This window comes from Corynebacterium sp. KPL4072 (genome assembly GCF_037908395.1).
Classification (GTDB): Bacteria; Actinomycetota; Actinomycetes; order Mycobacteriales; family Mycobacteriaceae; genus Corynebacterium; species Corynebacterium kefirresidentii.
The window spans coordinates 71,903-84,608 of record NZ_JBBMGE010000005.1 but is presented as its reverse complement, the minus strand read 5'-3'; the positions used below and the strand labels follow the sequence as shown (position 1 = coordinate 84,608).

Here is a 12,706-nt window from a genome sequence, read left to right as displayed (position 1 = left end):
TGCACCGGAGAGACTGTGATGCGTCAGGTTCATGGAATCTAATCATCAGTGGGTGCGCCGCTGTTAGCGGTGGTGTGCCTACGCACAACTTCAAGGAGAATTAACGTGGCAAAGGGTAAGCGCACGTTCCAGCCGAACAACCGTCGTCGTGCTCGTAAGCACGGTTTCCGCACCCGCATGAGCACTCGTGCAGGTCGCGCAATCGTTGCGGCTCGTCGCAAGAAGGGCCGCGCAAAGCTGACTGCGTAAGTTATGCTTCCGGCCCAGCACAAGCTCACATCGCCGACACAGTTTCGGCGCACGATGAAGGGCAGTCGCCGGGCGGGCACTCGTACGGTAGTCGTGCATGCGCGCGATAACGCAGGTACGGACAAGGAAGCCGAAATCGCAGCCACTGGGCCGCGCTTTGGCTTAATTGTTTCTAAAGCCGTCGGGAATGCAGTGGTTCGCCACCGCACCTCCCGACGGCTTCGCCATGTGTGCATGACTTTCATTCCCAAGCTGCCTGCCAGCGTGGATGTGGTCATTCGTGCACTGCCCGCTAGCGCCACTGCTAGCAGTGAGCAATTAGAAAAAGATCTTGCTAAAGCACTGCGCAAGCAATGGGATATCTAAATTCCCGCGGGGAGGAAATTCCCCCAGCCAGAGGATTGGCCACACCAATGGTCAAAGTGGTTCGTTTCTACCAAAAACATGTCTCTGGCCTTAAGATGGTATCGACCTGTCGGTTTGAACCGACATGCAGTGCTTATGCCCTTGAAGCGCTATCCAAACATGGCGCATTCAAGGGTACGGCGATGGCAATTGCCAGGGTCTGCAAATGTGGCCCCTGGCATCCGGGCGGATTTGATCCGGTTCCGGATACCAACAACAACTGAGGATTAAACACTCGTGCTTAATTTCATTTATTGGCCAATTTCGGCCGTTTTATGGTTCTGGCACTGGCTGCTTTCCCTCGTAATGGACCCATCCTGGGGCATTACGTGGATTCTGGCCATTGTGCTGCTGACCTGGACGCTTAAGGCGCTGATGGTCAAGCCGACTATCAGCCAGATTCGTTCCTCGCGCAAAATGCAGGAAATCCAGCCTAAGGTGCAGGAAATCCGTGCGAAGTACGGCAACGATCAGACCAAGGCTGCACAGGAAATGCAGAAGGTCTACAAGGAATCTGGCGTTCGTCCAATGGCCGGCTGCCTGCCGGTATTCGTGCAGATTCCAATGTTCGTTGGTTTGTTCCACGTACTGCGCTCCTTCGACCGCACCGTTGCAGTAGCCGGTGGCATTGGCCACCCCAGCGGCGATCCAATGTCCATTGAGGAAAACGCTAATACCGCAAACTACATCTTTAAGCCGGACTTGGTCCAGCAGTTCTTGGATGCCAAGATTTTCGATGTCCCGCTGGTCACCAATCTGCGCTTGAACTCGCCGATTGTGGAGGGCGTAACCACCAGCCAGGCCGCCGTAATCATCGTTCCGATGATCGCCATCATTGCGGTCATGACGCACTTCAACGCCCGCATGAGCCTAAACCGCCAGGAACAGCGCCGCGCCGCCGGTAAGACCCAAGCGCCACAGGGCCAGAATGCGGAAATGATGCAGCAGCAAATGGCCATGATGTCCAAGATGATGCTCTGGGTCATGCCAGCCATGTTGATCTTCTCCGGCTTCATCTGGCCAATCGGTTTGCTGTTCTACATGATGGCCAATACGGTCTGGACCTTCTTCCAAACCCGCATCGTCTATGCCAAGATGGACCGCGAGGAAGAAGAAGAGGAAGCCGCGAAGGCTGAGGCCAAGCGGACTTCCGCACCTAAGCCGGGTGCCCGCAAGAAGGACAACCGCACCAAGAAACAGCGCAAAAACAAATAAACACGGAGGAGAACCCCATCGTGTCCAAGATGGACCCGTCAGTAGTATTCGGCTCCCGCTTGCCCCTCGCGCAGGCTTACCATGATTCGCTCGCTACAGACGGGTCCACTCGTGGTTTTATAGGCCCCCGGGAGGTGCCGCGTTTGTGGGACAGGCACATTATTAACTGCGCCGTCGTCAAGCAGGCAATCCCCGAGGGCACCACGGTCATCGATGTAGGCTCGGGTGCCGGACTGCCTGGCATTCCGCTGGCCATTGCGCGCCCAGACCTGCGGATAACCCTGATTGAGCCGCTATTAAAGCGCTATAACTACCTCAACGAGGTGGTAGAAGAACTAGGGCTCGACAATGTGACGGTCCTGCGTGGCCGCGCTGAGGAAGGCCCGATTAAAAAAGCCGTGGCGGGGGCCGATGTGGTGACCTCGCGCGCCGTCGCGCCCTTGGGTAAGCTTGCGAAGTGGTCGCTGCCGCTAGTGCGCAAGGGGGGCGAGATGATCGCACTGAAGGGCTCTTCGGTACATGAGGAACTAGAACGCGATGCCGCTGACATCAAGAAGGCCGGCGGTGGAAAGGCCGAGGTCAGAACCATCGAGGGAACCACGATCATTCGTGTCCCGCGCGTGAACTAAAGTAGACGGCATGACTAATCCGCGCCTTATCACCATTGCTAACCAGAAAGGCGGCGTAGGCAAAACCACCTCCGCCGCCAACTTGGCCGCAGCGCTTGCCGCAGAGGGCAAGAAAGTGCTGGTGATCGATCTTGACCCGCAGGGAAATGCTTCCACGGCCATGGGTGCGGAACATAATTCCGGCACCGATTCCAGCTATGAGGTGCTCCTCGGGGACTGCAGTGCCGAGAAGGCTATGCAGCCTTCTTCGCACAACGAGAACCTTTTCTGCATCCCCGCCACCATTGATTTGGCTGGCGCGGAGATCGAAATGGTGTCCTTGGTACGCCGCGAATTTCGGCTTTATGACGCCCTGCATAACGGCTTCCTCGAGGAGCATGGCTTCGAATACGTTTTCATTGACTGCCCGCCATCGCTAGGTTTGCTTACCATCAATGCGATGACGTGCGCGGAAGAGGTCATCATCCCGATTCAATGCGAGTACTACGCCCTCGAGGGTGTGGGCCAGTTGCTGGGAAATATTTCCATGATCCGTGAACACCTCAACGAGGATCTGCATATCTCTGCCGTGCTGTTGACCATGTATGACGCCCGCACGCGCTTGGCAGAAGATGTGGCAGATAACGTTCGCGAGCAATTTGGTGCCGTGGTGTTGGGCAATGTTATCCCGCGCTCCGTGCGCGTTTCGGAGGCGCCGGGATACGGTACTACGGTTATTGATTACGCTCCTTCGTCCACCGGTGCCCGCGCCTACCTTGCGGCGGCGCGCGAGTTTAACCGGCGCGGCGATTATCGCCCGCACCCGACCACCGGGGCGATTGGCGTGAGCCCAGAGATTTACGCGGAATTGGAAGGATAGGAACTCATGGCAGAACAGAAGCAAGGTGGACTCGGCAAGGGTCTCGCCGCACTCATCCCATCCGGCCCTGATGCCCCTACCCGCAAGCCGCGGCTGGGAGATTCCGCGGCGGATATCATCTTGGGAAATGCCACCCCGCAGCCTGGCCGCAAGGGCGGCGACGGCAAGCGTGTAAAGGGCGCGCCCACCATTCAACAGGGTTCTGGCTCACAATCTTCGAAGAAGCGTCAGGCCACCCCGGCTCCCATCGGTGCGACCTACCGTGAGATTTCCATTGGGGATATCATCCCTAATCCGAAGCAGCCACGCACCGTCTTCGACGAGGATGAGCTGGGCGAGCTCGTTCACTCGATCCGCGAGTTTGGCCTCTTGCAGCCCATCGTTGTTCGCCCTTCCGAGGAGGGTGGCTTCGAGCTCATCATGGGTGAGCGCCGTTGGCGCGCTTCTTCCAAGGCGGGTCTGGCTACTATTCCAGCCATCGTGCGCGATACCAAGGATGACAACCTGCTGCGCGATGCCCTGCTGGAAAACATCCATCGCGTGCAGCTCAACCCTCTGGAAGAGGCACACGCCTACCAGCAGCTATTGGAAGAGTTTGGCGTTACCCAGAACGAGCTGGCGGACCGCATTGGCCGCTCGCGCCCACAGGTGACCAATATGCTGCGCCTGCTTAAGCTGCCGGTAGAGGTACAAAAACGTGTAGCCGCTGGTACCTTATCCGCCGGCCACGCGCGTGCGCTTCTATCTTTGGATGACACGGAGGCGATGGAATATATAGCCAACCGCATCATCGCGGAGGGCCTGTCTGTCCGCGCCACTGAGGAGGCAGTCACCCTTTATAAGCGCGATGGCAAGCCGGCCGAATCAAAAAAGAAGCAGTCGGCGCCACAGCCACAGTACTTTACCGATTCTGCCGAGCGCCTATCGGACCGCTTTGACACCAAAGTCACCGTGACCATGGGCAAACGCAAGGGCAAGATGATCGTGGAATTTGGTGATCAAGAAGATTTTGAGCGCATCATGGCACTAATGCAGCCAGGTGGATAACTTTCGAAAGATGGAAAGTTTAAACAAATGCTATTTTGCGGTCACTTAAAATATTCGATCTTTTAATCCCAAGGCAGGCTTTAGTAGCAGCACTGATTATTTAACTCCTAAAGTCAGGCTAATGGCTTTCTGAACTTTCGATTGACGTCTCCAGGTATTTAGATTTGATACGGACGTAGGATCCTAAAGGGGGGTTCTTGTGTCGTTCAATAGAATGTTGCTAACTTTGGGATGATGAATTATTTGCAATTATTGCATTGCTGCCGAATTTGCTTTATGTAGTTAACTACCTCTCTGTGAAGTTTTACAATTCACTTGCAAGGAAATCGGTACTCTTTGTCAAAGTGAAAAGTAGAAGAAGTAATTGGTACACCCCTGAATTGCACTTCTGATCTGCTCGGGTTGAAAGGCCGTCAGAGAGGGACGTTGGCGTTACTCTCCTATTCTGATTCAGAATCGTTCAATGACAGCTACAGCCTGTCAAGCAGAGCGTGTTCGACTCGGATCATTTGTCCGAAACTCCACGAATTGACCATGAAATAGTCACAGTGAAGATTATGGGAATCGGATGGCTCAGTTCTACCGTTGTTTAGGTTACTTACCAAAAATAAACGGACTTTTAGATTGTTCCGTTTCAAAATCAGGGCTAAGAGGGATACCTTTTCTTTCTTGGAGAAGCAAGATAGCAGTAAAACCTACGAGGCTTGCAGCTACTAGATAGATTGTAACCGCAACTGTTGTGCCTGTTGCATCTACTAAAGATGCAGCGATCATAGGTGCAAATGCGCCGCCGAGAATTGATCCAATGGCATAAGATATCGATACCCCTGATGCACGAACGGATGCAGGGTAGAGCTCAGCATACATGGCGGACTGGGCACCATAAGTTAGTCCTAGGCCTACAGTTAGAAAGATAAGCGCGACATAAAGAAGGCCCAGTGAAGCTGAGTTGACCAGTGGGAAGAGTATTCCAGCTCCAATTGCCTGTACGACAAATCCAATGAGATAAGTCCTTCGTCGACCGATATAGTCCGACACCCAGCCGGCGAATAGCGTGAATATTAACCAAGTTACGGCAGACAAAGTAACTGCGTTGAGCACATCACCGCGCTCAAAGGAAATGGGTCCTTCTGGGTTGGTGGCATAATTTTGAATGTAGCCTCCTGCTGTCATATAACCTACAGCTCCGTTGCCTGCAAATACCAGTGCGGCGACAAATACAAGAGGTAGATGCTGTTTGAAGAGAACTCCAATGGGATTCGGGCCTTCATGACTTTTGTTGCCCGCTATAACTTTGAAAACCGGCGATTCATCGACGCCGATTCTTACTACGTAGCCCACGATAACCAACACGAAGGAAAGTAAGAAGGGGACGCGCCAACCCCATTGAAAGAATGCATCTCCGGGCGCAATTCTATTCATAATGGATAAAATTCCCGAGGACATGAGAAGACCGATGGGAACTCCAATTTGGGGTCCGGCACCGTAAAGGCCACGCTTCTGGTTCGGAGCATGTTCAACCGCTAGCAATACCGCTGATCCCCACTCCCCTCCAGCGGATACGCCTTGAATAATGCGGAGAAAAATGAGCATAATGGGAGCCCATAGACCTACCGTTTCGTAAGTAGGTAAGAGGCCGATTAAAGTGGTTGCGCCCCCCATGGAGAAAAGTGTGACCATGAGGACGATTCGTCGACCGTAGCGATCTCCATAGTAGCCGGCTAAAAACGCACCGAGGGGCCGAAACAAAAACGATAGGCCCACAGAAGCGAAAGACACGATGCTGGCCAAACTTCCGGTTAAGGGAGAAAACATTACTTGGTTAAAAACGAGTCCGGCTACTGCAGCGTATAGAAAATAGTCGTACCATTCAATCGCCGTACCGATTGTGGTTGCAGCTACTACACGTCCCATTTCCTTGGGAGAGATCGCGGAGGGGCTCGAAGCATCCATCATGAAGATCCATTCAAATAGTAGAAATGAAGATTATCAGTAGATACTAATCGAATGATTCGCTTCGAACCAAGATTTGTGGGCAGATCTCGTTGACTTAGGACTGCTCAGCTTGAAGGAGTTCAGAAAATTTATAGGTACCTGTCACAACTGTATCCTGATCCATGAGATACATACGCTTTACCGCGATGACGATGGCCTCAGCAATATCGTCGCGGCGGGACGGATTGGTGAGGATCTTTATGTCTTCTGGGTTGGTGAGGTAGCCCAGCACGATCTGGATGACCGGCATTTGGGTCAGGCGAAGCAGATCCCAGGTGCGGCCGTGGTTGCCGCAGTCCAGCAGCTCGGTGCGTGCGACAATCTCACGCTGGATAAAGCCGGATAGGGTCTCACCAATAAGCGAGGAATTGCCGGATTCGGAACCGAAATAGAAGGTGGCAACACCATTGGCCTTCTCATTGGGGTAGGAATCACAAGCCAAAGAGATGACAATGTCCGCATCGAAGGCGTTGGCCAACTCCGCGCGGGACTTCACGTCCGCATCGGAGGTCCGAGGACGGGAGATGATGGTCTCCATGCCGGCGGCAATCATGCGTCCCTCGATGCGTTGGGTGAGGTCCCACAGGATCTCTTGCTCAGAAATATCACCAAAGCGTCCCTTGACCTGTTGGCCGGCGTCGCCGCCGCTCAAGGCGGGATCGATCACAACGCGCTTGCCCGCCAGTTTAGGGCCGGCGTTGCGCACGCGCTCGCGCTCTTGGATATTGTGCGCGGATCCGCCGGTGATACGGCGGCCAAGCAGACTGAGGGCGCGGATGGTGGCGGGACCGCATACACCATCTTCTTGCAAGCCACAGTTGTGTTGGTATTCCTTGAGCGCCGCGTAGGTATTGGTGCCAAAATGGCCGTCTACGCGCTGCTGGTAAAAGCCCAGCTCCTGCAGCTGTTGCTGGAGCTGCGAGATATCATCACCCACGAGCTCATTTGCGGGCTCGTAGGCAAGTACACGGCTGCCGAGCGTATACGAGGCCTGGCGCAGTTCGCGCAGGGTGAGATCATCGATCTCTCCCGTGGGCACGATGCCGCGCGATTGCTGGAAGGCCTTGAGGACCTCAGACAAATTGGCATCAAAGCTCTTGTCGCTCTCGGAGTACTTCTGCTTTTTCCACGCAGAAAGTTCCCCCTTGAAATCTGACAAGAGGCCGAGACGGGCCAAGGTGGCGCGAGCCTCAGCTACACGCACGCTTGTATCGCCGACTCGAAGAACGCGGTTCACGCCTTTTACCCCTTTCACAGCCCGTGTTTAGGGGCCGCATTTCAGAATTTCTACACGCTTAATCTAATAGGAATTAGATTAACAGTTAAAGTTGCTTTTTCACTTGCGCCACGATGTCATCTTTAGAACGCAGACCAACAAATTCGTCTACCTTCTCGCCGTGGTTGAAAATCAGCACGTTAGGGATGGACATGATCTGGAACATGGCACCTAGGTTGCGCTCTTCATCGACGTTGACTTTGGCGATGGTGACCTCGCCGTCTAGCTCCTCTGCTACCTCTTCCAAGATGGGGGATAGCTTCTTGCAGGGGCCGCACCATTCGGCCCAGAAGTCGACGACGACGGGCTTATCGGACTCGATGACGTCCTTGCGGAAGGTATCGGTGGTTACTTTCTTGACGTTGCTCATACTGATTTAACGGCTTTCTGCGAGGAAATGTTCCGCATCAATTGCCGCGCGGCAACCAGAGCCGGCCGCGGTAATTGCCTGCTGGTAGTGGTCATCCACCAAATCACCGCAGGCAAAAACGCCAGGCTGAGAGGTCTTGGTGGTGGGTTGTTCAACTACAACATAGCCATTGTCATTTAGCTCGACCTGACCACTGAGGAAGGAAGAGCGCGGATCATGGCCAATTGCTACGAACATGGCAGTCACGTCCAAGGTAGAGGTCTCGCCGTTGGTCACGTCCTTGAGCTTGAGACCGCCAACTTTGCCGTCGGCTTCAATGACCTCTTCGACGACCTTATTAGTCTCCCATTTAATCTTCTCATTGGCCTGGGCGCGCTCCAGCATGATTTTAGAGGCGCGGAAGCTCTCGGAGCGGTTCACAATGGTGACGGAGTCCGCGAACTTGGTGAGGAAGGTTGCTTCCTCCATGGCGGAGTCGCCGCCGCCGATAACCGCAATATTGTGGTCCTTGAAGAAGAAGCCATCGCACGTAGCGCAGGTAGAAACGCCGCGGCCGGTAAGTTCTTCCTCACCTGGTACGCCGAGGTGGCGCGGGGCGGCACCGGTGGCGAGGATGACGGCGCGGGCCTCGAAGAACTCGTCACCCACGTGCAGCTTTTTAATATCGCCTTCTAGTTCTATGGAGTCAACGACTTCCATGCGCAAATCCGCACCGAAGCGGATGGCCTGGGCGCGCATTTCCTCCATGAGCTCTGGGCCCATGATGCCTTTTTGGAAGCCGGGGTAGTTTTCTACCTCGGTAGTATTCATAAGCTCGCCGCCGTACTCGAAGCCCTCGAAGACAATCGGGTTGAGCTCGGCGCGTGCCGCATAAAGGGCGGCGGTATAACCGGCAGGGCCGGAACCTACGATGGCAACATCGTGGACGGTCATTGCTAACTCCCTTAAATCAGAGTGTGGTTTCGCGTAACGCCCTGAGTCTACCCGCCACACTGCCAAACGTCGGTATTAGCAAACTCACCCAATGGCAGCGCGTAGGACTTCCCTCGCTCGGGCGCAGCGGGATTTAATGGTGCCGGGCTTTACTCCTTGGGCGGTGGCGACTTCACCGACGCGGAATCCTGCGACGTCGGTAAGCACCAGCGCTTCGCGTTGATCCTCGCGCAGCAACTGCATGGCTTCGCGCACCGCCAGCTGCTCCGCTAGGTTTTCGGAAGGATTATGCGCGAGCAGCGGGTTGCGATCGTCGTCGAAGTCCTCCGTATCTAATGAAGCATTTTCCCTATTCGAGCGATGGTTGAGGTAGTCATAGCCGGAATTCTTCACTAACCGGTGTAGCCAGGTCGATAGTGCGGATTCGCGGCGATAAGAGTGCAGGTTGCAGCTGGCGCGCAGGAAGGCTTCTTGGACCACATCTTGGGCATCGTGATCGTTTTTGGTGTAGCGCCGTGCCACGGTGGTCAGCCGCGTGCGGTGGCGTTCCACGATGGTGGAAAAGGCCTTATTATCCCCTTCAATGAAAGCATCAACTAATTCTTCGTCACTGCGGTCATGACTCAGCGTCATATGTAGATTCCCCCCGGATCAACAACTGTTAAACACAGTGTGACCCGAGGGGAAGCAGAGCGCGAGCGCTGGACAGTACAGTCTATTGACCAGCCCGCACGCGTAGGGTGCGCCGCAAGTTATCGCGACACTCGAGCAGCACGCGGCGCAGCGCTCCTGGCAGCTCACGGTGCAGCAGACGGGTGGTGGCGGCGTCGGCCATGGGCAGCTGTGGATAAAAGCCGCGGATGAGGCGGTTGGCAATCTCAATCGGGTGCGCGGCCCAGATCTCTTCCACGCGGGAGAAGAATTCCTCCGCAAAGGCCTCCTGCAGTGCAGCTGAACGCGGAGCATTGAATCCGGCGACCAGCGCGTCTACCTCGGCATTGGAGTAGGCACCCGGCGTGAGCGCCCTATCGAACGCGGCACGCTTGGTCTCCGGCGTGGGGAAAGCGTGGCTGGCGCCGAGGAATTCCGTAGCGCCGGTCAGCGTATTATCGCGCTGTTTTTCTTTCTCCAACTCGTCTAGTTCTACGGCATTTCGGGCGGCGAGTGCGCGCAGGATGGACCAGCGGATTTCGGGGTCCAAGCGAAGGCCGGCAATGTCACCGGAGAGCAGGGCCTTAAGGCGCGCGGTGCCTGATTCCTCCGGCGTTGCGGCGAGTGCGCGGATGGCGGCGCGAGCGAGTACAAGCTGGGCGTCCGAGGCTGGTTCGGCCTCGTCCAGATGGCCCCAGATTGCCTCGGCATAGTCGGTGCGGACCTGCTCGCGGTCGGCTTCCGAAACATAGTGGGCAATCGCAAAATTGGCATTTGCGCAGGCAGTAGCCAGCAGCGTCGTGTTGGTCTCGTAGGCTTCGTGCTTGACGACGACCCCCACATAATCAATCGCCGACATTTCCCCATCGCGGGTGAGGTTCCATAGTGCGGTCCAGATGATAGCGCGGGTGAGATCATCTTCGATTTCGGTCAGGCGGTTCCCTGCCGTTTCTAGGGAGGTGTCGTCGAAGCGGATCTTGGCGTAGGTATGGTCGGCGTCGTTAAGCAGCAGCAATGCTGGGGCCGGAAGGCCGGCCGCCTCATCGATGATGGTGCGGGTGGTGTCATCGCCGACGGGGAGATCGATGTCGATCTCGCGATACTTGTGTAAGTCGGCATCAAAAAGCGAGGCGGTCAGGCGGTGTGGCCGGCAGACGTCCTCGGCTTCTGCAAGGATGGCCAGCTCCGCAATCTTCTCGCCTTCGGTGTGCAGCTCCGGGGTGAGCGTATCTGGACCCCACGTGCGCAGCCAGGCTTGCGACCAAGCATCAAGATCGCGGTCTGTGTGCTTTTTTAGCGCCTTCAGGAGGTCATCAAAGGTGGCGGCGGCAAAGGCGTGCTCCTGGAAGTAGTCGCGCGCCCCAGCGTAGAAATTATCGCGACCGACATAGTGCACCAGTTGCTTGAGCACCGCCGCGCCCTTGGCATAGGTGATGCCGTCGAAATTCTGGCGCGCGGCATCCACATCTGGGATTTCCGCCTTGATTGGGTGCGTGGTGGGCAGCTGATCCTGCAGGTAGGCCCAATTCTTGCGGGCACCGGCAAAGTTAGCCCAGGCCTCGCTGTACTCGGTGCCGTGCACAGAAGAATCCGCGCCCATGAACTCTGCGAAAGACTCCTTGAGCCATAGGTCATCCCACCACTGTGGCGTAACCAAGTCGCCGAACCACATATGGGACATCTCGTGCAGGATGGTATTCGCGCGGCCGGCATGCTGCGCGCGGGTGGCGTGGGAGCGGAAAATGTAGTTCTCCGTGAAGGTGACGAGACCAGGGTTTTCCATCGCGCCGAGGTTGTATTCGGGCACAAAGATGGAATCGTACTTGCCCCACGGGTAGGGGTAGCCAAAGTTCTGGTGGAAAAAGTCCATACCCTGGGCAGTAAGGTCCAAGATTTCCTCGTCGAAGTACTCAAACATGGACGCGCGCGCAAAGGCGCGCAACTGTGCCGAGTGGCTGCCATCCGGGGCGGTCCACGTGCGCTCTTGATACTGATAAGGGCCTGCCGCAAAAGAAGTCAGGTAGGTCGACAGCGGCGGTGTCGGCGTGAAGGTGACAGTGGCGAGATTGCCATCCTCATTGCGCTCGACTTCTGGTTGGTTAGAGAGGATCTGCCACTGCTTTGGTGCGGTCATGCGCACGTGGAAGACGGCCTTGAGATCCGGCTGCTCGAGGCAGGGGAAGATGCGGCGAGCATCGGAAGGCTCGAGGTGTGAGTACAGGTAGGTCGCGTTATCGGCCTGATCGTGCATGCGGTGCAGGCCCTGGCCGGTGCGCGAATAGCGGGAGTGACTGATGACCTCGATGGTCAGCTCCTCCCCTACCGGCACGCCGTGTAGCCGGATGATGCTGCCATCAAAGTCCACCTCCTGCGGGGTGCCATTGACCTTTAGCTCAGCGACCGATTCTCCCAGGTAATCCAGGAAGAGCTCGGGCTCATTGCTGGTCAGCTCGAGGCGGGTAGTCACGCGGTAGGTGGGGCTATCGAGTACCTCCGAGAGATCGAGGTGGAGGTGATAGGCGCGCAGGTCCACCGCTGCTGCGCGTTCTTGGAGCAACTCGTGCTGCGTCTTATTTTGTGGTGCAGTCATACTTAGGAACTATAGTTACCTCCGTCACGTAGGGTGCGGGGTTGGGGTCCTAAGTTCCGCTGCCTTCTAGGAGCAAAATACCCAGCGGTTATCGGGACCTCGCTGTGGACCTGTTGGATCAGTTTTGCCTATCCCACACTCTGCAAGTGGCGCAAGATGTCAGTGACCATCAGCAAGCGTTACACCACACTAAAGGACACAACCACTGCGCTGTCACTCTTTTGCCTATTTGGTATTTACAGTCCCTTTATTTTTAGCTGACCGATTTTAGTAATCTAACCAAGAACAAGACTAGGAAAATAATCCCGCAGGCTGTAGCGGCAATGAACATTTGTTGAGCTTGCTCGAGCAGCCGTGTTGCCTCGTCCAATGCATCTCCAGTGTGAATATAGGTCAGTGCATTGTGGGTTGCATTAAATCCGATGGCGAATCCTACACAAGTTATTAGCAACGCTGTCAGCTCGAGTAGCTGAAGAAGTAATTTCAT

The 12,706-nt window shown here is 55.7% G+C and carries 14 protein-coding genes; 7 read left to right on the top strand and 7 right to left on the bottom strand.

Annotation, left to right across the window (positions count from 1 at the left end; all coding sequences use genetic code 11):
• Nucleotides 1–105 precede the first annotated feature (105 nt).
• The 7 genes from rpmH to WMP97_RS06495 are packed head-to-tail and all read left to right on the top strand — an operon-like array spanning nt 106 to nt 4,404.
• Nucleotides 106–249 (top strand): 50S ribosomal protein L34, encoded by a 144-nt coding sequence (rpmH, locus tag WMP97_RS06525; protein ID WP_003847033.1) that lies wholly within the window; start codon nt 106–108, stop codon nt 247–249.
• 3 nt (nt 250–252) lie between these two features.
• The gene (gene rnpA / locus WMP97_RS06520) at nt 253–615 is read left to right on the top strand and encodes a ribonuclease P protein component (RefSeq protein WP_023020197.1); all 363 of its coding nucleotides are present in this window, start codon (nt 253–255) and stop codon (nt 613–615) included.
• A gap of 47 nt (nt 616–662) precedes the next feature.
• Complete coding sequence (gene yidD, locus WMP97_RS06515) at nt 663–878, top strand: membrane protein insertion efficiency factor YidD (protein ID WP_259887629.1); 216 nt, start codon at nt 663–665, stop codon at nt 876–878.
• A 13-nt stretch (nt 879–891) separates the two neighbouring features.
• Nucleotides 892–1,869 (top strand): membrane protein insertase YidC, encoded by a 978-nt coding sequence (gene yidC / locus WMP97_RS06510; RefSeq protein WP_239206128.1) that lies wholly within the window; start codon nt 892–894, stop codon nt 1,867–1,869.
• Between the two features lie 29 nt (nt 1,870–1,898).
• The gene (gene rsmG / locus WMP97_RS06505; protein WP_034656078.1) at nt 1,899–2,498 is read left to right on the top strand and encodes a 16S rRNA (guanine(527)-N(7))-methyltransferase RsmG; all 600 of its coding nucleotides are present in this window, start codon (nt 1,899–1,901) and stop codon (nt 2,496–2,498) included.
• Nucleotides 2,499–2,508: 10 nt separating this feature from the next.
• Complete coding sequence (locus WMP97_RS06500; RefSeq protein WP_340440088.1) at nt 2,509–3,357, top strand: ParA family protein; 849 nt, start codon at nt 2,509–2,511, stop codon at nt 3,355–3,357.
• A gap of 6 nt (nt 3,358–3,363) precedes the next feature.
• Complete coding sequence (locus WMP97_RS06495; RefSeq protein ID WP_301732842.1) at nt 3,364–4,404, top strand: ParB/RepB/Spo0J family partition protein; 1,041 nt, start codon at nt 3,364–3,366, stop codon at nt 4,402–4,404.
• A 594-nt stretch (nt 4,405–4,998) separates the two neighbouring features.
• Here the strand turns inward: WMP97_RS06495 and WMP97_RS06490 are convergent.
• The 7 genes from WMP97_RS06490 to WMP97_RS06460 form a co-directional block, all read right to left on the bottom strand.
• Entirely contained in the window at nt 4,999–6,360 is a 1,362-nt protein-coding gene (locus WMP97_RS06490; protein ID WP_396335055.1) for an MFS transporter, read from the bottom strand.
• A 94-nt stretch (nt 6,361–6,454) separates the two neighbouring features.
• Entirely contained in the window at nt 6,455–7,636 is a 1,182-nt protein-coding gene (locus WMP97_RS06485) for an N-acetylmuramoyl-L-alanine amidase (protein ID WP_023020191.1), read from the bottom strand.
• An 85-nt stretch (nt 7,637–7,721) separates the two neighbouring features.
• On the bottom strand, nt 7,722–8,045 hold the full coding sequence (trxA, locus tag WMP97_RS06480) for a thioredoxin (RefSeq protein ID WP_023020190.1): 324 nt from the start codon (nt 8,043–8,045) through the stop codon (nt 7,722–7,724).
• Nucleotides 8,046–8,051: 6 nt separating this feature from the next.
• Nucleotides 8,052–8,978, bottom strand: a complete 927-nt coding sequence (gene trxB / locus WMP97_RS06475) for a thioredoxin-disulfide reductase (protein WP_340440087.1) — start codon at nt 8,976–8,978, stop codon at nt 8,052–8,054.
• An 84-nt stretch (nt 8,979–9,062) separates the two neighbouring features.
• Complete coding sequence (locus tag WMP97_RS06470) at nt 9,063–9,611, bottom strand: RNA polymerase sigma factor (RefSeq protein ID WP_023020188.1); 549 nt, start codon at nt 9,609–9,611, stop codon at nt 9,063–9,065.
• 82 nt (nt 9,612–9,693) lie between these two features.
• Nucleotides 9,694–12,219, bottom strand: coding sequence for an aminopeptidase N (gene pepN / locus WMP97_RS06465; protein WP_340440086.1), 2,526 nt, complete (start codon nt 12,217–12,219; stop codon nt 9,694–9,696).
• A 253-nt stretch (nt 12,220–12,472) separates the two neighbouring features.
• Nucleotides 12,473–12,706, bottom strand: coding sequence for a hypothetical protein (locus WMP97_RS06460; RefSeq protein WP_301716420.1), 234 nt, complete (start codon nt 12,704–12,706; stop codon nt 12,473–12,475).